Source organism: Paenibacillus sp. J31P13, assembly GCF_056269295.1.
Genome location: NZ_JBWDNR010000004.1, coordinates 80,008 through 101,497, shown reverse-complemented (window position 1 = coordinate 101,497; position 21,490 = coordinate 80,008). Strand labels below are relative to the sequence as shown.

Here is a 21,490-nt window from a genome sequence, read left to right as displayed (position 1 = left end):
ATCAATACGCTTAGTTAGATCATCACTTAGGAGGATTCATGAACGTTGATAATGAGCTTTACAGCGATTTACAGACCTATACCGGCATGACCGGACTGCTATCCATCGTAATCGTCATTCTTTGTATTATATTTGTATGGTTTGTACTGCAAGAAGTTAAATGGGAAACATTCTTTAAATTTCCGAATAGTCCAAAGGCGAGAATTTTTCAAGTTATTTTAGCCATCATTATGGGTAATCTATTAGCAAAGTTCCTTTTGGATTATTGGGGTTACACGGTGCTGCTCAAAAGCTTTGTCGAATAACAAAAGCGAAATATGTCAACAATGGGTAATACATGATGGACTCAAAATACAACATGCTCACGAATAGTAGTATATCTGAGCCCAGTGAGTTGAAAACGCATTTTTTAAGGGGCCAAAACCCGTCGTTTTTAACGAATATTGTCATTTTACGTCCAAAATTTCACTGTTAAATTTATCAATAATTTAGCCCTTGTCGATTCATGTAATTGAATGATAAGATGAAGTTTGGACAAAGTGTTCAATACCAATTTATTCACGAATAGGAAATAGAAATTGCAGTTCGCGGAGGGAACCAAAGATGACCAAAATTATTGTCCGCGGAGGTCAGCGTTTGAAGGGAACGGTTCGTGTTAGCGGAGCTAAAAATGCAGTACTCCCTATATTAGCGGCCTCATTATTGGCGACAGAAGGAGACAGCGTCATCAATGACGTACCCCTCCTCGACGACGTTATGACCATTCAGAAGGTGCTGGCTTCTTTAGGCGCACAATTAACCTATAATAATGAAACCATGCGTATTTCAGCGCAAGATATTACGTCGTTCGAAGCACCATATGAGCTTATTCGTAAAATGCGGGCATCCTTCCTTGTGATGGGACCGCTTCTCGGACGTATTGGCAAGGTTCGGATTTCGCTGCCAGGGGGCTGTGCTATCGGCACTCGTCCTATTGATCAGCATTTGAAGGGCTTTGAGGCCATGGGTGCAGAGATTACGCTAGGACAGGGCTTTATTGAGGCGAATACGAAGACACGTCTAAAAGGCGCGAAAATTTACCTCGATGTCGCAAGCGTTGGTGCTACGGAAAACATTATGATGGCTGCTGCTTTGGCAGAAGGCACAACTATTCTTGAAAATGCAGCTAAAGAACCGGAAATCGTTGATTTAGCTAACTATATCAATGCAATGGGCGGTAAAGTTCGCGGTGCGGGAACAGGCCTCATTCGGATAGAAGGTGTAGACCGGATGCATGGCGCAGTTCATAATGTGATTCCTGACCGAGTAGAAGCGGGTACGTATATGATTGCTGCCGCTATCACGGGTGGGGACGTATTTGTTGAAGGAGCAATTGCTGATCATTTGACTCCCGTTATTTCTAAGCTTCAAGAAATGGGCGTAGAAATTACGGCAAGCGATAATGGTGTTCGTGTACAGTCTGGAGCAGTATTGAAATCAGTTGATGTCAAAACATTGCCTCATCCAGGCTTCCCGACAGATATGCAATCGCAAATGATGGCTTTATTGCTTGTTTCTGAAGGTACTAGCGTCGTTACGGAGACGGTTTTTGAAAATCGGTTCATGCATGTTGAGGAATTCCAAAAAATGAATGCTCAGATCAAGGTTGACGGTCGTACAGCGATTGTTAGCGGCGGACTGCCTCTTATGGGAGCGAAGGTTTGCGCAACCGATCTGCGAGCAGGTGCAGCGCTGATATGTGCAGCCTTGCGTGCAGAGGGTGAAACAGAATTGACCGGACTTCATCATGTAGATCGCGGTTACGTCAATATTACTGGCAAGCTTGCCGCGCTTGGCGCTGATATCTACCGTGTTGAGAACGGGGAAGATAACGGAGCAGAAACGGTTTCATCGACGGGTAAGGTCAAAGGTGCAAGCACAGTTTCACCAACGGTTAGGGATGCTGTTGCAGTAGCAGCTATTTCAGCATCTTCTGAGAGTGATTCTTTTCCTTCTTATAAACGGGAGAAAGAAGTTGCTGTTCTCAAAGTACAGCCGACTTGGGCTTAATTGCTTGAACCAAAGGTTTTAAAGAAAGAAGCTGTTTCAAATAAGCCTATCATGGGCCTATTTGAAACAGCTTCTTTTTATATGCTCAACCATGGATGGATAGGATTACGTCCTAAGATTAGCTATAATAGTTAGGATAAGAATGAGTATTTATACATGCTTACATAGTGGCTTTTTACCATTAGGAGGGGATTAGGCTGTCGAAATTATATACGATCGGTGAAGCACTTATTGATTTTATTCCGGATACGCGCGGTGTGGAATTGAAAAATGTTGTCGGCTTTAAGAAGGAGGCGGGCGGAGCACCCGCTAATGTTGCCTGCGCAGTAACGAAACTGGGAGGCAGCAGTGTTTTCATAGGTAAGCTGGGCATGGATGCCTTTGGCGATTTTCTAGTGGACACTTTAAATGAAGTGGGTGTGGACACTCAGCATGTGCTTCGTACGACTGAGGCCAATACGGCACTCGCTTTTGTCAGCTTGAAATCGGATGGGGACAGAGATTTTTCCTTCTATAGAAATCCAAGCGCAGATATGCTCTTAACAGAAGACGAGATAGACGGCGATTGGTTTGTAAAAGGAGATATCCTTCATTACTGCTCCGTTGATCTTATAGAAGCACCTGTGAAATACGCTCATCTTAAAGCTATTCATGCAATGAAGGCAGCAGGCGGTCTCATTAGCTTTGATCCCAATGTTCGTCTTCCGCTATGGGCGGATCATGAACAGTGCAGACAAACGATATTGCAATTTATACCTCTCAGTCACCTTGTGAAAATAAGCTCAGACGAGCTCACTTTTATTACGGGGATTGAGAATGAGCAGGAGGCAATCTCCTCTTTATTTGTTGGTGATGTCAAAGCTGTTGTCTATACAAAGGGCTCTGAAGGAGCGACATGGTATACATCCTCTTATGAAGTATCTGTTCCGGGTAAGAAGGTGAAGGTCGTTGATACAACAGGTGCCGGTGATGCTTTTATAGGAGCCATGCTTTATCAGCTTCAATTGAACGAGGGTGATCTTGAAGGTGTTGAAGCCAATAAAGCTCTAGAAATTATAGCCTTTGCAAATGCAGCTGCGGCCCTCACGACGACAAGAGCAGGTGCGATATCTTCGCTGCCAATCCTACGTGAGCTTGCTGGCATCTAAGTAAATCCAAAGAGTGTTTTTCTTTTTCTCGCTTAAGCGGGAGAAGGGAAGATGCTCTTTTTTTATTTACTAGGGGAGGCCTGTTCATTTTCCGTTCATTTTAAAGTGTTATAGTCTACCGGACTAAGACCGATGGAGGGTGGATGAGAGCAGATGAAGAAATGGATAATATGGCTCAGCGTTTTTATAATACTAGCTGCAGTCGGTGCAGGCATCTATTACTATTATTTTGTTAAAGAGACAGAAACAGCTGGAGAAAGTCCAACGGCACGAACAGTAACGGCAATTAAAGGTGAAATTGTTAATCAAATAAGCGGAACAGGATCGGTAGCGGCAAATTCTCGGGAGACGGTGACTGCCGGCAAGAGCGGTACAATCGAGACGGTTAACTTCAAAGTAGGTGACAAGGTAAAAGCAGGACAAGTACTCGTTACTTTCGAAGCTACGGATGACTATGATGATAAAATTAGCTCGATTCAAAAAAGCATAGCGAATGCAAAGCTTAAGATTACAGGCTATCAGGAATCGTACAAGGAAGCGACAGGGACGGAGAAGGAGGATGAAACAAAAGCCTCCTTGCAGAAATCCATGGATGAAGCCGAACAAGAAATTTCTGATTATGAAGATGAGCTGCAAGATATTAATGACAAGCTGGCAAAGGAAGATAAAGCAGTACTTGCATCAATTAATGGAGAAATTACAACCATGACCGTTGAGGCGGGCGATGAAGTACAGTCCAATACGACAGTTGCAACCATTGTTGATTATACGCTTCTTGAGTTTGTCACATCGGTTGACGAGCTGGATATAGCTTCGGTTTCACTCGGTCAAACGGCAGATCTTACTTTAAGCGCGATTACGGATAAGACGATTGAAGGAACGGTATCAGAAATTGCAAAGGAAGGCACAGCTAGCAATGGCTCATCCTCCTTCTCAGTAAGCATACTTCTGAAAGATATTGATGGTGTTATGGCTGGAATGTCTGGTGAGGCGGCTATTACCATAGAATCCAAGTCAGATATCATTCTTGTACCGGTAAATGCAGTCGTGGAAATGGGCGGAAAATCATTCGTGCGTGTTCCAACTGAAGACGGCGAGACATCCGATACAAGTGGTGTAGTACAGCAAGGCGGGGCACCTGGACAAGATGGAGCAACGGGTGGCATGCAGCAAGGCGGAGCAACTGGTCAGGATGGAACGACAAGTGGCGGGAAGCAAAGTGGAACACCTAATCAAAATTGGGCTGGCGGAGGCGGGCAACAAGGCACTTCGGGTTCAGCTGCAAGTGGACAAAGGCCAGCAGGCGCTCAAGGTGGAGCAACGGCAAATGGAACAGGAGCTAGAGGGGATCAAGCTGCAACTGGCCGTCAAAACGGACGGACGCCGAATGCGCTTGGCGGTAAACTAGTAGAGGTTACAACCGGCCTTAGCAATGAGACATTTGTGGAGATTGTATCTGGTCTTGAAGAAGGCGCTAGCGTTCTTGTTCCTATTGCTCAAGGAGCAGTCGGTATGGGCAGCACAACGGAAGTAACGATACAACAGCAAGGCGGTTTCCCTGGCGGCGGCATGGCATTCCCTAGCGGTGGTGGCATGGGCGGCGGCGGTATGGGTGGCGGAATGGGCGGCGGTGGCATGCGATGAGCCAACACGCTAATGTTCCGCTAATCGAAATGACCAATGTATCGAAATCTTATATAATGGCACGAGAAAAAACGACTGTACTGCATGAGGTCTCGTTAAAGGTCGCTCATGGTGATTTTCTAGCCATTGTTGGTCCGTCGGGTTCTGGCAAATCGACGCTGATGAACATAATCGGATGTTTGGATTTGCCTAGTGAGGGAAGTTATAAGCTCGAAGGTCTAGAGATGACCGGACAGAGTGATAATAAGCTGACTGAAATGCGAAATCGGAAAATCGGTTTCATTTTCCAAGGCTATCATCTGCTTCCGAAACTAACTGCACTTGAGAACTGCGAGCTTCCTCTTATCTATCGAGGCATGTCTGGCAAAGAACGCAAGCGAATCGCGAGGGAAGCACTGGAGAGGGTAGGACTAGGGAATCGTTTAAATCATCGCCAAAGTGAACTTTCGGGCGGACAGCAGCAACGGGTTGCCATTGCACGTGCGTTAGCTACAAATCCACCCATGCTGCTCGCGGATGAGCCGACAGGCGCTCTTGACTCCAAGACGGGAATGGAAGTCCTTAATATGATGGAGGAACTCAACAGGGCTGGTCAGACTATTGTGTTAATCACTCATGATATGGAGGTTGCCGTGAGGGCCAGCCGTACCGTTATTATACGGGATGGGGTGTTAACGGAGCAGGAAAGGGGGGCTGGAAATGAAACTTTCGCAAGGCCTCAAGATGGCAATCAAGAGTGTCTTATCCAACAAGCTTAGAACGACATTATCGATGCTTGGTATTCTGATAGGCGTAGCAACGGTTATTGCTTTAGTTGCTATGGGCAAGGCATCCTCCAACGAGGTTGCCAAGCAGGTTTCTTCATTAGGGAGCCCCAATTCGCTCTCCGTTACAATTACAGGACGAGGAACAGTAACGACGCTGTCAGTAGACGAAGCAAATGCACTAGAGGAAGTTGCGAATATAGCGGGCGTGGCTCCGATAACCAGCAGTACGGCATATGCGAAATATGGAAAAACACAAGTATCTGTATCGGTAGAAGGAATAACGCCAGCTTATGATGAAGTGAAGGAATTCCCGGTACAGGATGGGAGATACATCTCCGCTCCTGATATTAGTAATGGAACAAAGGTTGCCCTTATCGGAGTAGCTACGGCGGCAGACTTATTCGAGGACGAGGGAGTAGATCCTTCTGATGCAGTGGGGAGAAAAATTACGATAAACGGCTACACCTTTACGATTGTGGGACTGCTTGAATCCAAAGGCAGCTCCCTAACAGGGTCGAATGACGAGAAAATATTAATTCCTATTACAACGGCTCAAAAAATATTTCAATCAAACGGCGTTTCTACTGTTAATTTAATGGTGACGGATACAAGTAGAATGAGCGCGACAGTAACTGCGATAGAAGCGGTTCTCTACGAGAAATTTAGAGGGAATGAAAACTCATATCGTGTGTTTAATCAAGAGGAAGCCATGAAGACTCTTAACTCTGTAAATGAAACGATGAATAGACAGCTTATCTATGTTGCGATTATCTCATTAATTGTTGGCGGTATCGGTATTATGAATATCATGCTAGTCTCTGTAACAGAACGGACTCGAGAGATTGGAATAAGAAAATCATTAGGAGCAAAAAAACGAGATATTATGTTTCAATTTTTAGTTGAAGCGGTTTGCATTAGCGGTCTAGGCGGCGCTCTCGGTATCGGACTTGGGTATATTGCCTCCTTTGTTATCGGAATGTTTATGGGGACGGATACCGAGGTTCCAGGCGATACGGTCTTACTATCATTTGCTTTCTCTGCTTTCGTTGGCGTCGTATTCGGTTATTTACCAGCCAATAAAGCAGCTAGTTTGAGACCTGTTGATGCGCTTCGATATGATTAAAGAGGTTCTACCCTATCATTTTTGCTCATAGAATAAACCATTAAAGCCGGTTTGAGAGAGAAGCTCGGCTGAGCCGAAGCTAGCTGACTCCCTCCGGTTGCGATGGAAGGAGAGCTCATGAGACGAAGGATAGGGAGAACTTCAAGTATTATGCTTATTAACCGTTTGAGGACAAGCAGATGGTTTAGTATTTTTATTATTGGTTTGCTGTTAGGCGCCTTCTATTTCATGCTTCAATTGTCATTGAAAGAGATTCGAGCGGTATCCACCTCCAATAATGGAATGGTAGAGGCTTCAAATATAGAAGCTGATGAATCTCAGAGAAATGAGTATGAGGAAGCGGAAAAACAAAACGGAGATAGTGAACCAGGCTTTGTGGGAGCTGAGGGTGAAGCTGATCGTCAAGCGCCAATAGGAAAAGGGACGAGTAGCAAAAAGGAAGATCCCCTAGATCAGCCTACTATACGTATTTATTTGACGAAGGAAAAGCGAATTGAGAGTGTTCCGCTGGAGACTTATGTTCGAGGCGTTGTAGCTGGAGAGATGCCGATCGGCTTTCAACAGGAAGCGTTAAAAGCACAGGCCATAGCAGCACGGACCTACATTGTTAGAAGAATGAGTTTGAACGATAGAAGTGATATGCCAGCCAATCAAGCAGATGTAACGGATACGATTCAACATCAGGTTTATGTTCCGCTAGATGAGCTTTCACATAAATGGCCGAAGGATGAGCAGGAAGCAGCTATGAAGAAGCTGGATGCAGTTATCGAGCAAACAAAGGGAATGATCATAACGTATGACGGCGCACCGATTCAAGCAACCTTCTTCTCTACGAGCAACGGTTATACAGAAAACTCAGAGGATTATTGGCAGGAGGAAATTCCTTATTTAAGAAGCGTCGCAAGTCCGTGGGACGAGGCGATTTCTCCGAAATATAAGGAAACAATTCAACTAGACCTGGATGATTTTTTCAATAAGCTAGATGTAAGGAAGAAGGATAGAAAGAGTTCTTCTATTCGTATTTTGGAGAAGACAGAAGGCAATCGAATAGGGCTGATCTCTATTGGAGGAAAAAAATTTACAGGTAGAGAGGTAAGAGAGCGTCTTGGGCTGGCTTCTTCTCAGTTTACGTGGGCGATTAAGAAAGACTCTATCAGCATTACAACCTACGGCTATGGGCACGGTGTGGGCATGAGCCAGTGGGGAGCAAACGGGATGGGTCTAGCAGGGAAGTCGGCTAAAGATATTATCACGCACTACTATACGGGAACGAAGATTGAAAAAGATTCGAAGCTATTAAAATGGAAGTCATAAAAGCTATGAATTAAAATCTTAAAAATTACTAGTTGCCTCACGTATAAACCTAGCAGATCTGGTAACAATGGCTAGTGAGGTGATAGAAAATGAATGATCAAAATCAAAACAAACCGAAGCAAAGACCAGAAGAAACTCCCAAAACTGTTCTGGGAGGAACGTCTGCCGCCAAATCTAGCAGTGGATGGAAGAACCTTTTTGCAAAGCGATGGGTTTCTCCAGCAATCTTCATGGCCGCGGCAGCAATTATCGTAACCTTAATGTGGATCTATCAGGGAGCGGACAAAACGAGTCCTACTACAGGAAAACCCGACTCTACTGAAGTTTCACAAGGGGAAAAAGCCGATCCGAAAGACACAAATGAGAAACCAAACAAAGTTGTGGTTGGCGACGAATTAATGGCATGGCCGGTTGCAGACAAAGCAGCTCTTCAAGATCAAGTGAAGTTCTATGATGAGACAGCAAGCGATGCAGAGCGTGAAGCCGCAGTGGTACAAAACGGCGATACATTTGCTGCACACATGGGAATCGATTTTGTTGACCCGAAAGGTCAAGCATTCGATGTGCTTGCCGCACTGTCGGGTAAAGTATCACTTGTACAGCAGCATCCAACGAACGGGAACATCATTGAAATCACACACGAAGGCGGATTAGTGACGGTATACCAAAGTGTGAATGACGTTCAGGTTGCAGTAGGTGATGATGTTGAACAAGGTACGAAAATCGCAGTAGCAGGCAGGAATGACCTTGAACGCGATCTGGGTATTCACCTTCATTATGAAACACGCAATGAGGGCAAGGCAATTAACCCAAGCTCATTGATGGTGAAGTAATAGGAGTTCGCGGTGAAAGAACCGTTTGGTTTTCAAAAAAATAGGTCTTTAGACATACAGGCAGGGGTCAATCCCCTGCCTGTTTTATGTTTTTATGAAAAATTATTAACATTCAGGCTTGTCAGGCTTGTTCATAACGAATATCTATCCACTCCACTCATATAATGTACCAAACTATCTCGAGTAGGGAGGCGGGAACGTGCACGATTACATTAAGGAGCGAACCATTAAAATAGGCCGCTGCATCGTTGAAACGAAGCATACGGTGCGAACGATCGCCAAAGAGTTCGGTGTATCCAAAAGCACGGTGCACAAGGACTTGACTGAGCGGCTTCCTGAAATAAACCCCGATTTGGCCGATCAGGTTAAGCACATTCTCGAGTACCACAAATCAATTCGGCACTTGAGAGGGGGAGAAGCAACCAAGATAAAATATAAGAAAACGGGCTCCAAGAAGCGGGAAGTTTTAGCTGCTGGAAAAGCATGAACTTTTTTCGCGAATCATAGAGGGTTTTTGTCTTTTTTGGCGAATAATGAACGTTAGCGGTTTCCATGACATGGGAACTAATCGTACGTTATGCAAACATTATTCGTTGGGGGACTTAAGCCTTATGTTGAGCAAGGATATTGGGATTGATCTTGGTACAGCCAATGTGTCTATTCATGTAAAAGGAAAAGGCATCGTTCTTGATGAGCCTTCTGTTGTAGCAATTGAAAGCGATACGAAGAAGGTACTGGCAGTTGGTGAGGAAGCACATAGAATGGTTGGTCGTACGCCGGGCAATATTGTGGCGATTCGCCCTTTGCGCGACGGTGTTATTGCGGACTTTGAAATTACAGAAATTATGCTCAAGGAATTTATCAATCGAGTTGATGGCAGAAAATGGTTCAGCCGTCCTCGTATCCTCATTTGTGCACCAACGAATATTACTTCGGTTGAGCAAAAGGCAATCCGCGAAGCAGCGGAACGCAGTGGTGCAAAGGAAGTATTTCTTGAAGATGAGCCGAAGGCAGCTGCAATAGGGGCTGGAATGGATATTTTCCAGCCCAGCGGCAATATGGTAATAGACATTGGCGGAGGCACGACGGATGTAGCCGTTCTATCTATGGGCGACGTCGTGACCGCCTCTTCTATTAAAGTTGCAGGGGACAAGTTCGACGATGCGATTATGAAGTTTATTAAGAACAAATATAAGCTTCTTATCGGTGAGAGAACAAGTGAGGACATCAAGATCAAGATCGGTACTGTGCTTGAGGGCGGACGTCAGGAAGAGATGGATATCCGTGGACGAGATATGGTTTCGGGATTGCCGCTTACGATTACGATCCGTTCCGGTGAGGTTCGCGAGGCGTTATGGGATCCCATTATGTCCATCGTATCCGCAGCTAAGTCTGTGCTTGAGCGCACACCGCCTGAGCTTTCAGCGGATATTATTGATCGCGGGGTTATTTTAACTGGCGGAGGCGCTTTGCTTGGCGGGTTGGACAGCCTTATGGCAGATGAGCTTAAGGTGCCTGTATTAATTGCTGACAATCCGATGCACTGCGTTGTTAAAGGGACTGGTATCTTGCTCGATCACTTGGACAAGCTCGGTAAGAAGATTAAATAATAGTGCTGATAGACTCATTTGCGCGGGTAGGGAGCCTTAGGGGGGCGTAGCCGAGGTGGAAATGAGTCTAAGGTCGCATGGACAAGCTATACAAGCAACCTCGCTTTCAACCGATAATAAATAAAGGTAAGTAAGATCGATTGTAAGCTTCCGAGGGGGTAAGGATTATGTTAAGAGGATTATATACTGCAGCGTCAGGCATGATTTCTCAGCAACGCAGACATGATACAGTAACGAATAACATATCTAATATAAACACGCCTGGATATAAACAGGCGAATGCTGTGACGCGTTCATTTCCGGATATGCTTTTGTCCTTAACCGGTGCAGGTCCTGAAAATGCAACAACGGTCGGGAAATTGACGACTGGTATTTTTGCCGAAGAAAGCCTAGCTATTCATTTGCAAGGTGATTTGACGCAAACGAATAATGCGACTGATTTTGCGCTTGTTTCTAATATCGATCTCGATGGTATTGCGTTCGATGCATCTGGTAAAAACATTGGAGCCGATGGAAAGGTCACTTTTCAGCCGCAAGCATTTTTTACCGTTCAAGATGCAAATGGTGAAGTTAGATACACGAGGGGCGGCAAATTCACACTAACAGAGCAAGGTCTTCTCGTTGCAAGTGATGGCTCCAGCGTACTGGGAACGGATGGTCAACCGATTCAAATGCCTGCGGGAGTAGGACTTGATAGTTTGATGCTCACTGCTGATCAACGTTTTGTTGACGCGAATGGGACAGATGTCGGCGTTCAATTGCTTATCAGCCGGGTTGATAATCCAAACCAGCTCGTTCGTGAAGGAAATGGTAATTTTCGCTTTGCGACAGAGGATGGGCAAGCGGTAGCGATAGCAGCAGACGAACGTATAGAAGTGAAACAGGGCTATGTGGAGCGTTCCAACGTTGATGCTGCTCAGGCTGCTGTAGACCTAATGTCCGCGCTGCGCGCTTATGAGGCGAATCAGAAGGTTATTCAGTTCTACGATCAGAGCTTAAGTAAAGCAGTCAATGAAGTCGGCCGCGTATAACTTCGATGAAGCAGAGGAGGTGCAGGAAGCATGAATAGTTCAATGATCAATGCAATGGTATCGATGAATGGGCTTCAGCAGAAGCTTGATTTGCTTGCTGATAATATTGCGAATATGAATACGGTTGGATACAAGCGCAAGGAAGCTACCTTTGAAGATCTCCTTAACAATGTGAAGAAGCAGGAGAACGAATTCAATCAGCCAGGACGGCTAACTCCCCTTGATTTCACGCAAGGCTGGGGCGCCAAGATGACGATGGTTCAGCCGAATTTGTCTCAAGGCCCAATGCAGGGAACTGACAAAGACACGGATCTTGCGATCGAAGGCAATGCATTGTTTGAGGTTGAGGTAGATGCCGCAGGAAATCGCGGATATACACGTAATGGAGCGTTCCAGTTGACGGTAGATGGAAACGGTGATACGATTTTGGCAACGCAAGATGGATATCCGGTTGTAGCGAAAGTAAGAGATGCGACGACGGGTAGATTGATTGACGGCAATATTGTTATGCCCCAAGGCTACAGTCTTCGGGTGAATCCAGATGGAACGGTGCTAGGCGTATCCTCCAAGCAAACCATTGAACTTGGAAGCATTAAGCTGCTTCACGCTTCTCGTCCGGCCGCATTGTCTGCGGTTTCTGACAACTTGTTTGTTGTTGCAGGTGGAATTGAGGTTGGCGATGTGGTGCAGGAGATCGTCCCAGATTCAGATAATCTTGTTTCATTGCGTCAAGGATACTTGGAGCAATCCAATGTCGTGTTGACGGATGAGATGACTGAGCTTATTAATGTGCAGCGCGCTTATCAATTGGCAGCTAGAGCTTTATCGTCCAGTGATACGATGATGAGCCTTGCAAATGGATTGCGCGCTTAAGGATAGGATGATGTGAATGAGTATGGCCGATGAACGAATCGACCGTGAAGCTAGCGGTTTCGAGAGTCAAGCGGAAGATGGCGGCTCCGATAAGAAGAAACGCGGCAAACGCGCGAAGACTGACGTGAGCGCCAAAAAGAAGCAACGGCCCAAAGGGGTAAGAGTGCTGTTGTGGTTGTTACGCAAAAGCATCGTACCGCTCATAATGCTTATCATGCTTATAGTTGGTTTGTATGTAGGTTATGTTGTCATTGGGAAACAGCCTGAAGATGATGTTTTTCAATGGTCTACCTGGCAGCACCTTTATGACTTGGTTTTCGCAGAATCTTAATAGGTATAGAAAAAAAGCAGAACGTAGGAGTAATCCTTCGTTCTGCTTTTTTGTTGTGCTTATTTTTACTTTACAGTAACTCGTATTGTTACGGTTTTGCCGGCGAAGGTTGCTTTAATGGAAGCTGAGCCTTTGCCTACAGCAGTGATTTTGCCATCCTTAACGGTAGCCACACTTGCCTTTGAGGTTGTCCAAGTGGCATCTTCAGTTGCGACAACTGGATTGCCAGTTGTGTAATTAGCTTGCAGCTTGGCTGAATATGTACCTCCAATACCGAGTTGAACCGATTTGCTGGAGAGTACAAGTGATTTTAGCTTTGGTGAGACGATCACTGGAATGATGACGCTCTTGCCTTGATAAGAACCAGAGATCTTCGTTGTACCGACTGCAATGCCTCTTACGGACGTTCCGCTGACGTTAGCGAGATTAGGATTGCCAATCTCCCAATTCATTTTGGAACCAAGTGAAACCTGTTTGCCGCTTTTATAATAGCCGGTTACTTTGATCGATTTCGATTTGTTTGGATAGATGTCGATGCTTGATGGCTCTACTACGAGCTTAACAATTTCTTCTTCGATCTTCACTCTTACCGTAACGCTTTTATTCAAGTAAGTAGCGGTAAGTGTGATACTGGATATTTCGATGCCCTTCATCGAAGTTTCTTTCAATACGATATTGTCAGAAGTAGTCTTCCATGTTACATTCGCGCTTACGTCTTCTTCTTCACCGTCTTCATTTACAACCGTAACGACGGGAAGATTTGTTTCTTTACCGAGAATAAGACTGATATCCGTGTTTTCTACAATCAGCTTTAACGGCTTTACATGAACGATTAATTTGGTCTCAGCTTCGTAGCCTTGAGCTTCAGCTGTAAGAATAGATTCTCCAATTGCTTTTGCTGACCATGTGCCATCTTTAATGACCGCAATGGTCTCATCATCAGAAGTCCAGGTTACAAGCTTGGATACATCGACCTCTGTGCCGTCAAACGTCGTTCCTGTTACTTTTGGCAGATCGCCGGTCAATCCGTTATATCCGTCAATCGTCTTCGTCTCTACCTTAAGTTTAGTAATACTAGGATATACGGTAACTTCAATGCTGCGGCTTACGCCTTTATAGCTTGCTGTTATTCTTGTTGTACCAACAGCCTTTGGTGTTACAGTACCGTTAAATACAGTTGCAACAACAACATTGGAAGATGTCCACTCTGCCAACGACGTTACAGGAGAGGCAACGTTGGAGTTGTTGAGTACTTGCGCATCAATTTCCAAAGGCTTATCTTGCAGTAGCATATGGTACTCCTTCTCAGGAGAAAGCTTAATGGATTGGTATGCGGCACGCACAACAACCTCTATTTTCGCGGACACGCCTTTATGTGAAACCGTAATAAAGGTTGTGCCTGCAGCAACTGGCGATACAACGCCTTTTTTAACAGTGGCAACCTTTTCGTTACCGCTGGTCCAAGTCGCTGTGTCTGTAATCGGATCAGTTCCGCCTGTCTTTAGATCAGCTGAAGCTGTAAGTTTCTTGTCATCTGCGCCAATTTCAAGCTCCAGCAGCTTATTGCTTGCAGCTGAACCTGAATCTATGGTGATGGATTTGTATGGAGAAGTGACATTGAGGATGATGCTGTCCGATTTCCCCTTAAATTTTGCTGTTATCGTAACAGCGCCCACACCTAATAGTGTAATCGATCCATCATCTACAGTAGCAATAGCTGAGTTGGAAGTTGTCCAAACAGCATCTGTAGTGATGTCTTTCGTGCTGCTTGACTTGGTTCCATTCAGCGTAAAAGCGAGTGACTGTCCAATCTCGATATCCATATTGGCAGGAGCCGTTGTTCCGCTTTGCATGAGCGTAACGGAGTCATAAACATAATCAGAAGAAGCTTTAATGTTGATTGTAAACCCTTTATAAGTAGCGCTTATCGTCGCGGTTCCCTTACCAACGCCGGTCAAGACACCTTTTTCTACTTTAACGTATGAGGTATTGGAAGATTTCCAGGTAGCCTCCGATGTAACATCCTTTTTGGACGATGAGCCGGATAAGGATGCTGAAACATTAACAATGACTTTGTCATCCTCCACAAATGCTTGGAGCGATGACGTGCTGTTGTTGTAATCGGATGATTCATAATCAAATTCAATGCCAGTCACTGTGTCATCTGCAGCACGTGCAATTCCTGTTGTTGACATCATGACAAGCATGAATGCTAGCGCAGCCGCTATCCATCTACGAGTCTCTTTCCACGACATGTTGGATCGTAAACTAAAATTCACTACATCCCTGTCCTTTCTGGTTTAAAAGTTTTTTTGATCTTCTAATCTTTAACGGTCAAAAGCAACCGAAAATGAATAACTAGCGCATATATTGTATATAAAAACTTTCTCAGAAACGTTAAATAGGGGGATAGGATATTGCTTTCAACCTTTTTCGAGAGCAGTGATAGTTTTATTTTTAGGGGAGGTAGTTGTATAATAGTTGGGAACCATCGTGGACAGTCAGCAATAGGTAGAGGAGTGTATATATTTGAATCTGCCGAATTTATTAACTTCATTGCGATTTGTTTTAATTCCAGTCTACATAACCGTTTTTGTAAACGGGCATATGATCCCTGCATTTCTCATTATGGTCGCTGCTGGCATTACGGATGTGCTCGATGGGTATATCGCACGGAGAAGTGGTCAAGTTACAACGGTTGGTATGATGCTGGATCCGCTAGCTGATAAGCTTATGCTTATTACGGTGATTGTATCGTTGCTCCTTTCCGGTCATATTACTTGGGCGGCGGCTGCAGCGATGTTTTTGCGCGATTTGGCTATGATTGCAGGGGGTCTGTACTTTCATTTCAGGGGTAAACAGACGGTTCCTTCCAATTGGATGGGGAAATTGACAACGGTTTTATTTTATCTAGCGATTATGATGATTTTCTTTGAAGCTTCACATGCTCATGCATATCTCTGGGCAGTTATTGTATTTTCGTTTGCTACTTCTATTATGTACATTGTTATGTTCAGGGAGCTGAATAAGCCAAAGGCGATTAGACCACCCGGACAAACATGACATAAAGCCTCTTTCATATAAACAAAGGGGCTTGGAGCAGGACATATCGAGTCCAGCCAACCAAGCCCCTTATCTTAACCTTCATAAACTGCAGTTTTATGAGGGATAGGAATAGTTTTGACCATTTGAGAGCTTTTTATACGACCTAACATGGAGAAGGGAAGATATTATTATGTTGGATATTAATCAAATTCAAGAAATTATACCGCACCGTCCGCCGTTTCTGCTTATCGATCGTATTTTGGAGGTAGAACCAGGCGTACGAGCAGTCGGACTCAAAAATGTAACGATGAACGAACCTTACTTTGTAGGACACTTTCCTGGCTATCCGGTAATGCCGGGCGTTCTTATTGTAGAAGCACTTGCTCAAGTAGGAACGGTAGCTATGCTCATGATAGAAGCTAATCGCGGCAAGCTGGGCTTTTTTGCGGGCATTGACGGTTTCCGTTTCCGTGGACAAGTAAAGCCTGGCGATACTTTGACGCTTGAAGTGCAAATCACAAGGCTCAAAGGATCTATTGGTAAAGGTCAAGGCACAGCAAGAGTTGGCGATCAGATTGTCGCTGAGGGTGAGCTTATGTTTGCTCTTTCTAATCCTTCCTAAAAAATACATTGATGAAAGAGGCTGCTAACTATGGAGAAACCAGCAACTGATACGATTCAGGTAAAATATAATGCGTGGCTTAATGATCCACTTATCGATGCTGCAACTAAGGAAGAGCTTCGCGCTATTGAAGGGCAAGAAAAAGAGATAACCGATCGTTTTTATCGTGATTTAGAATTCGGCACGGGAGGTCTGCGCGGTGTTATGGGTGCGGGCACGAACCGTTTGAATGCTTATACAGTAGGAAAAGCTACACAAGGACTAGCAAATTGGCTGCTTTCTAGTGCGGCTCCAGAAGGTGGAAGTCCTTCGGTAGTCATAGCGCATGATTCTCGTAACAACTCACCTGAATTTGCGCTGGATGCAGCACTCGTATTGGCTGCTAACGGCATCAAGACTTATTTATTTCATTCCTTGCGCCCAACTCCGCAGCTATCTTTTGCAGTGCGTGAGCTTAATGCGGCAAGTGGTATCGTTATTACAGCAAGTCATAATCCCCCTGAGTATAACGGCTATAAAGCATATGGCTCAGATGGATGCCAGCTCATTCCGGAGGAAGCAGAGCAAGTTATTGCGGCAATTGGAGAGATCGCTGCATTTAGTGAAATTAAACGGGTTTGCCGTGAGGAAGCAGAAGGAAAAGGGCTGCTTTGCTGGCTGGGCGATGAGGCTGATCAAAAATTCATTGATACCGTTGTAGCTCAAAGTTTAAACACAGAATTGCTGCAGGGCGGTTTGGGTGAAAAGTGCACGGTTGTGTTCACACCGCTTCATGGAACAGGGAATATGCCAGTTCGTGAAGTGCTCAAAAAAGCAGGCTTCAGCAAGGTTTATGTTGTACCTGAGCAAGAACAGCCAGACGGCTATTTCAGTACGGTAAAGTCGCCTAATCCAGAGGAACGCGAAGCATTTACGCTTGCGATCAAGCTTGCTCAAGAGGTAAATGCCGATATTATTATCGGTACGGACCCGGATGCAGATCGCATGGGTGCAGTTGTGAAAAATAATGAAGGTGAATATGTTGTGCTGTCAGGCAACCAATCCGGTGCTTTGATGGTCCATTATGTACTTAGTCAATTGAAAGAGCGCGGTCAGTTGCCTCAAAACGGCGTCGTCATTAAAACAATCGTTACCAGTGAGCTAGGTGCAGACATTGCGCTTTCTTACGGTGCAGCTGTTGAGAATACACTGACTGGATTCAAATATATCGGGGAAAAAATGACGCAATACGAGCAAAATGGGGAACGCTCCTTCTTGTTCGGCTATGAAGAGAGCTATGGCTATTTGACGGGCACTTATGCACGCGATAAAGATGCGGTTGTTGCATCGTTATTGATTTGCGAAGCTGCGGCATACTATAGCAGTCAAGGTAAAACCTTGTATGATGTATTGCTTGAGCTTTACGGTCAATTCGGCTTTTATTTAGAGTCGCTTGAGTCTCGCACGCTTAAGGGTCTAGATGGCGTTCAGAAGATTGGCGCTATTATGAATGACTGGCGTCAGAATCCGCCTGCTGAAATCGGTGGAGTAAAAGTTACAGAAGTACTGGATTATGCGAAAGGTCTTGAAGGCCTTCGTCCGGAAAATGTATTGAAATATTTACGTGAGGACGGCTCGTGGTTCTGCTTGAGGCCTTCTGGTACCGAACCGAAAATTAAAGTCTATTTTGCTGTTAAGGGCCAGTCCCAAGCTGTTGCAGCTTCTACGCTGCAAACATTAAAGACAGCCGTTATGGAACGGGTAGACCGCATCGAATAAATATTTAATCACCTGTTTAGGACGGAGGAATTATGTGTTTTCACGTTGGCTGCAATGGAATCGGAAAGTAAAGCTTGCACTTTGGGTTATTGCCTTAATTGGCGTATTAGCGGCTCTGCCGCTTGGCGCTATACGTATGGATATGGAAAAAGCTTCGAAGCATGTGGAATATGTATTTGATTACCGGGATATTATAGAGGTCGCTGAGAAGCAGACTAGACCGCAAATCTTTTTGGATGAGCAACTGGCGCTGCTGAAGGAATCGGGTATTACAACGATGTCTGTTTATGAGAGCACCTTGAAGGAATTGCTGCTTTCAGGCAGACTAACTTACTATAGCTCAAGAGATGCGGCACTGCTGCAAAGTAAGTTTGAACCTGTAGGACAAAACTTTACTTATATTTTATACAATGGAAAACAAGAGGAAGAGAAGATTGGTCCTATCGTCAAAGAAGCCTTTGATCGTGATGAGATCAAATATAGTGATTGGTCATATGACGGACGCAATGGTCTAGTTGTTGAAGTGCCGATTTCTGAAGCTATCATGAAAACGATGGACTTTGATCCGATGTCCTTGCAGACGATTCATGATGCTGGCTTTAAAATATTGCCTCGCTTCTCTGATCGTGTGAGACCATACAATGAAGAAGCGATGGATACATTGCTGGGCAAGATGAAAGAGCTTGGCGTTAACCGTGTATTGTTTGACGGTGATAAAGTAAAGGGCGCATCGGATCAAGCGGCTCAAAAAAGCTTAGACAGCTTTGCAGCTCTACTTAATAAGTATGACATTGGCCTGGCTACAATTGAAAATCTGAAGAAACCTCAGCAAGGCATAAATAAATTAGCCTATCTTACAGATTATAATGTAGTAAGGTTATACTCGCTGTCTGATAAAGACGGTATGGATATGTCAAAGGAATCGATTGTTGACCGTTTCTTATTAGCTGCGAAAGATCGTAATATTCGTATGTTCTTCCTTAATGGCACCGCTCAATCCAGTGTAGAGAAAGCAAAAGTAGTTCATTCTCTCGATAAATTGAGCGAAGCGATGAGCGGAGATGATGGAATTGTAACTAGATTGTCAGAAGCAGGTTTTGCACCAGGTGATCCAGAGCCGTTTGTATATGATCAGCCATCATGGGCAAAAGCGCTTCGCGGCATTGTTGCTTTAGGAGCAGTTGCGTTGATCTCCTTACTGGCGGGGGCATTCATTCCAGGTGTCTACATTCCAGTTTTCCTATTAGGCATTATTGGAAGTGCAGGATTGTACCTAACGAGCAGAGGTTCTTTAATGGAGCAAGCTCTCGCGTTAGGGGCATCGATCAGTGCGCCGACTTTAGCACTTGTTTGGGTTATGAACCGGATTTATGCGAGAACAGTTGGAGAACGTCGCTTTGTTGGAGGAGAAAATTGGTCCATTGGCCGCAGTCAAGCTTCTAACAAAGCTCCGCATCAGCCGGGCGCTATCTACGATAACGGCACTCAAATGAAGTGGATCTTCCCAGCTGCATCAATGGGCAGACGCTTTGGCTTAGCTTTAACTTGGTTTGTTTCGGCTTCTTTAATTTCACTAATGGCCGTACCTATCATATTTGGACTTTTGAACAACATTACGTACAGTCTTGTACTCGAACAGTTCCGCGGTGTGAGCTTGTTGCATCTTGCTCCAATCGCACTTGTTGCAGTATATGTATTTTTCTACAATGGGCAAATGTCAGTAGGCAAGCTTCGTTCCTTGCTTACAAAGCCAATCACTCTGACATGGATTATCCTTGCAGGTGTTATTGGCATTATAGGTTATTACTATTTGTCACGAACAGGCAATAATGGTCAAGCGCCATATATTGAACTTGTCATTCGAGGCTGGTTGGAATCGACTTTTGGCGTGCGTCCGCGCTTTAAAGAATTTATGCTGGGCCATCCACCGCTTATTCTAGGTTTGTTCTTGGCTCTTCGGTATCGTGCAGCTTGGCTGCTTGTAATCGTAGGAGCAATTGGACAATTGACGATGGTGGATACATTCGCACACATTCATACACCGCTTCATATTTCGGTGATACGATTACTGCTAGGTTGGGGTACTGGATTAATTATTGGCTGCATCTTTATTTTGGCGTGGCAGGTTTTGGAAGGGGCAGTTCGTAAATGGGCACCAGCAATCATTCGCAAGTTCGTCGCATAGTCATTTCTGGCTATTATGGTTTTCACAACAGCGGCGATGAAGCGGTGTTAAAGTCGATATTGCTTGCATTAGAAGAAGAGGGAAAAGCACAGGGTGTAAAAATACAGCCGATTGTATTGTCGGCTGATCCTGCATGGACAAGCCAAATGTATGGCGTCGAGTCTGTTCGTCGTATGCATCCAGGAGATCTGTTTAAAGCACTGCGCAGCAGCGATGGATTGATAAGCGGAGGCGGAAGCCTTCTGCAGGATGCAACGAGCGCGAAGACCATACCGTATTATACGGGTGTCATGAAGCTTGCTCAGCTTCTTGGCAAGCCGACATTCGCTTATTCTCAGGGCATTGGCCCTGTTAATCGTCGCTGGATGGATCCGCTTATTCGCGGCGTAATGAAGAGCAGTGCATACGTATCTGTACGCGATGAGGAATCTGCTGCATTGCTTGGAAGAATCGGCATGCCGCAGAGCCGAATTCAGGTTGTTCCAGATCCTGTTATGGGTTTGCCCCTGCCTGCACCTGAAACGTTGAACGAAGGAATGGTTGATGATCAATCCTTCTCAGCGCTTCGCGAGGACAAGCCGCCGCTGATTGGCGTCTCTTTGCGCCGCTGGCGCAGTGATGGCGGCGACCTTGCTCGTGCCGCCGATGCGCTGATCGCGCTTTCGAAGCGGACGCCTGTACGGCTTCGCTTCCTGCCGTTCCACACACCCTCCGACACAGAAGCGTCGGAGGATATGCTGCAACGGCTGAACAATAAGCTCGGCGAAGGAAGCACCGCCGAGCTTGCCGCTACCGGCGACGACCCCCAGCAAATGCTGCTGGAGGTCAGCCGGTGTGACGCTTTGTTCGGCATGCGCCTCCATGCGCTGATCTATGCCGCCAATCAAATGGTACCTATGCTTGGCTTATCTTACGACCCGAAGATCGATCAGTTTCTCCATCGATTGGGGTTAAAGGCCATCGGCACGACGGAAGAGCTCGATGCCGAAGTCTTTGCAGCAGCGGCATTAACGCTGCTTGAGGACAAAGCCGGCTGGCAGGCCGAGCATAAGCCAGCTATCGACCTTTTAAAACAACAATCGCAAAAACCTGCGCAACAAATTGTTCAGTTAATGCGTCAAACCATATTGAGGTGACTTCGACTTGTCAAAACAAGT

Annotated in this window: 20 protein-coding genes; 19 read left to right on the top strand and 1 reads right to left on the bottom strand. The window is 45.3% G+C overall.

The features are described 5' to 3' along the window. Positions 1-38 precede the first annotated feature (38 nt). The 14 genes from AC0YOD_RS14705 (at position 39) to AC0YOD_RS14640 (ending at position 12,723) form a co-directional block, all read left to right on the top strand. Positions 39-305 carry a DUF1146 domain-containing protein gene (locus AC0YOD_RS14705; protein WP_475800071.1) on the top strand — a complete coding sequence of 89 codons (267 nt, stop codon included), beginning with the start codon at positions 39-41 and terminating at the stop codon, positions 303-305. Between the two features lie 298 nt (positions 306-603). Then, positions 604-2,049 (top strand): UDP-N-acetylglucosamine 1-carboxyvinyltransferase, encoded by a 1,446-nt coding sequence (gene murA, locus AC0YOD_RS14700; RefSeq protein ID WP_475800070.1) that lies wholly within the window; start codon positions 604-606, stop codon positions 2,047-2,049. 197 nt (positions 2,050-2,246) lie between these two features. Next, positions 2,247-3,197 (top strand): carbohydrate kinase family protein, encoded by a 951-nt coding sequence (locus tag AC0YOD_RS14695; RefSeq protein WP_475800539.1) that lies wholly within the window; start codon positions 2,247-2,249, stop codon positions 3,195-3,197. Positions 3,198-3,350: 153 nt separating this feature from the next. Beyond that, positions 3,351-4,841, top strand: a complete 1,491-nt coding sequence (locus AC0YOD_RS14690; protein ID WP_475800069.1) for an efflux RND transporter periplasmic adaptor subunit — start codon at positions 3,351-3,353, stop codon at positions 4,839-4,841. Further along, entirely contained in the window at positions 4,838-5,599 is a 762-nt protein-coding gene (locus AC0YOD_RS14685; RefSeq protein WP_475800068.1) for an ABC transporter ATP-binding protein, read from the top strand. The genes AC0YOD_RS14690 and AC0YOD_RS14685 overlap by 4 nt, the downstream gene beginning before the upstream one ends. Further along, the gene (locus AC0YOD_RS14680) at positions 5,541-6,731 is read left to right on the top strand and encodes an ABC transporter permease (protein WP_475800067.1); all 1,191 of its coding nucleotides are present in this window, start codon (positions 5,541-5,543) and stop codon (positions 6,729-6,731) included. The genes AC0YOD_RS14685 and AC0YOD_RS14680 overlap by 59 nt, the downstream gene beginning before the upstream one ends. Before the next feature lie 150 nt (positions 6,732-6,881). After that, positions 6,882-8,045, top strand: a complete 1,164-nt coding sequence (gene spoIID, locus AC0YOD_RS14675) for a stage II sporulation protein D (protein ID WP_475800066.1) — start codon at positions 6,882-6,884, stop codon at positions 8,043-8,045. Between the two features lie 93 nt (positions 8,046-8,138). Further along, positions 8,139-8,300 (top strand): hypothetical protein, encoded by a 162-nt coding sequence (locus AC0YOD_RS14670; protein WP_475800065.1) that lies wholly within the window; start codon positions 8,139-8,141, stop codon positions 8,298-8,300. Next, a complete protein-coding gene (locus tag AC0YOD_RS14665; RefSeq protein ID WP_475800064.1) occupies positions 8,276-8,878 on the top strand; it encodes a peptidoglycan DD-metalloendopeptidase family protein in 603 nt (200 codons plus the stop codon). The genes AC0YOD_RS14670 and AC0YOD_RS14665 overlap by 25 nt, the downstream gene beginning before the upstream one ends. A gap of 199 nt (positions 8,879-9,077) precedes the next feature. Next, the gene (gene spoIIID, locus AC0YOD_RS14660; protein WP_475800063.1) at positions 9,078-9,365 is read left to right on the top strand and encodes a sporulation transcriptional regulator SpoIIID; all 288 of its coding nucleotides are present in this window, start codon (positions 9,078-9,080) and stop codon (positions 9,363-9,365) included. 124 nt (positions 9,366-9,489) lie between these two features. Further along, complete coding sequence (gene mreB / locus AC0YOD_RS14655) at positions 9,490-10,488, top strand: rod shape-determining protein MreB (RefSeq protein ID WP_475800062.1); 999 nt, start codon at positions 9,490-9,492, stop codon at positions 10,486-10,488. A 167-nt stretch (positions 10,489-10,655) separates the two neighbouring features. Further along, positions 10,656-11,519: a flagellar hook-basal body protein gene (locus AC0YOD_RS14650; RefSeq protein ID WP_475800061.1), complete on the top strand. Its 864-nt coding sequence runs from the start codon at positions 10,656-10,658 to the stop codon at positions 11,517-11,519. 30 nt (positions 11,520-11,549) lie between these two features. Next, positions 11,550-12,392, top strand: coding sequence for a flagellar hook-basal body protein (locus tag AC0YOD_RS14645; protein WP_475800060.1), 843 nt, complete (start codon positions 11,550-11,552; stop codon positions 12,390-12,392). A gap of 16 nt (positions 12,393-12,408) precedes the next feature. Continuing rightward, entirely contained in the window at positions 12,409-12,723 is a 315-nt protein-coding gene (locus tag AC0YOD_RS14640; protein WP_475800059.1) for a DNA-directed RNA polymerase subunit beta, read from the top strand. 65 nt (positions 12,724-12,788) lie between these two features. Here the strand turns inward: AC0YOD_RS14640 and AC0YOD_RS14635 are convergent, their stop codons facing one another. Continuing rightward, the gene (locus AC0YOD_RS14635) at positions 12,789-14,978 is read right to left on the bottom strand and encodes an Ig-like domain-containing protein (RefSeq protein WP_475800058.1); all 2,190 of its coding nucleotides are present in this window, start codon (positions 14,976-14,978) and stop codon (positions 12,789-12,791) included. Between the two features lie 274 nt (positions 14,979-15,252). Here AC0YOD_RS14635 and AC0YOD_RS14630 point away from each other — a divergent pair, with 274 nt between their 5' ends. From AC0YOD_RS14630 to csaB, 5 genes are all read left to right on the top strand, one after another. Beyond that, positions 15,253-15,786, top strand: coding sequence for a CDP-alcohol phosphatidyltransferase family protein (locus AC0YOD_RS14630; protein ID WP_475800057.1), 534 nt, complete (start codon positions 15,253-15,255; stop codon positions 15,784-15,786). A 172-nt stretch (positions 15,787-15,958) separates the two neighbouring features. Beyond that, positions 15,959-16,390, top strand: coding sequence for a 3-hydroxyacyl-ACP dehydratase FabZ (gene fabZ, locus AC0YOD_RS14625; protein ID WP_056631018.1), 432 nt, complete (start codon positions 15,959-15,961; stop codon positions 16,388-16,390). A gap of 21 nt (positions 16,391-16,411) precedes the next feature. Further along, complete coding sequence (locus AC0YOD_RS14620) at positions 16,412-18,148, top strand: phospho-sugar mutase (protein WP_475800538.1); 1,737 nt, start codon at positions 16,412-16,414, stop codon at positions 18,146-18,148. A 34-nt stretch (positions 18,149-18,182) separates the two neighbouring features. After that, the gene (locus AC0YOD_RS14615) at positions 18,183-20,333 is read left to right on the top strand and encodes a DUF5693 family protein (RefSeq protein ID WP_475800056.1); all 2,151 of its coding nucleotides are present in this window, start codon (positions 18,183-18,185) and stop codon (positions 20,331-20,333) included. Next, on the top strand, positions 20,297-21,469 hold the full coding sequence (gene csaB / locus AC0YOD_RS14610; protein WP_475800055.1) for a polysaccharide pyruvyl transferase CsaB: 1,173 nt from the start codon (positions 20,297-20,299) through the stop codon (positions 21,467-21,469). Before AC0YOD_RS14615 ends, csaB begins: the two co-directional genes overlap by 37 nt. Positions 21,470-21,490 lie beyond the last annotated feature (21 nt).

Bases quoted from the DNA above. Each gene is read 5' to 3' on its own strand.
- AC0YOD_RS14690 (WP_475800069.1), top strand. From the start codon at position 3,351: ATGAAGAAATGGATAATATGGCTCAGCGTTTTTATAATACTAGCTGCA.
- AC0YOD_RS14670 (WP_475800065.1), top strand. From the start codon at position 8,139: ATGATCAAAATCAAAACAAACCGAAGCAAAGACCAGAAGAAACTCCCA.
- csaB (WP_475800055.1), top strand. From the start codon at position 20,297: ATGGGCACCAGCAATCATTCGCAAGTTCGTCGCATAGTCATTTCTGGC.
- AC0YOD_RS14645 (WP_475800060.1), top strand. From the start codon at position 11,550: ATGAATAGTTCAATGATCAATGCAATGGTATCGATGAATGGGCTTCAG.
- AC0YOD_RS14685 (WP_475800068.1), top strand. From the start codon at position 4,838: ATGAGCCAACACGCTAATGTTCCGCTAATCGAAATGACCAATGTATCG.
- mreB (WP_475800062.1), top strand. From the start codon at position 9,490: ATGTTGAGCAAGGATATTGGGATTGATCTTGGTACAGCCAATGTGTCT.
- AC0YOD_RS14665 (WP_475800064.1), top strand. From the start codon at position 8,276: ATGGCCGCGGCAGCAATTATCGTAACCTTAATGTGGATCTATCAGGGA.
- AC0YOD_RS14705 (WP_475800071.1), top strand. From the start codon at position 39: ATGAACGTTGATAATGAGCTTTACAGCGATTTACAGACCTATACCGGC.
- fabZ (WP_056631018.1), top strand. From the start codon at position 15,959: ATGTTGGATATTAATCAAATTCAAGAAATTATACCGCACCGTCCGCCG.
- AC0YOD_RS14640 (WP_475800059.1), top strand. From the start codon at position 12,409: ATGAGTATGGCCGATGAACGAATCGACCGTGAAGCTAGCGGTTTCGAG.
- AC0YOD_RS14650 (WP_475800061.1), top strand. From the start codon at position 10,656: ATGTTAAGAGGATTATATACTGCAGCGTCAGGCATGATTTCTCAGCAA.
- AC0YOD_RS14635 (WP_475800058.1), bottom strand. From the start codon at position 14,978: ATGTCGTGGAAAGAGACTCGTAGATGGATAGCGGCTGCGCTAGCATTC.
- murA (WP_475800070.1), top strand. From the start codon at position 604: ATGACCAAAATTATTGTCCGCGGAGGTCAGCGTTTGAAGGGAACGGTT.
- spoIID (WP_475800066.1), top strand. From the start codon at position 6,882: ATGCTTATTAACCGTTTGAGGACAAGCAGATGGTTTAGTATTTTTATT.
- AC0YOD_RS14680 (WP_475800067.1), top strand. From the start codon at position 5,541: ATGAAACTTTCGCAAGGCCTCAAGATGGCAATCAAGAGTGTCTTATCC.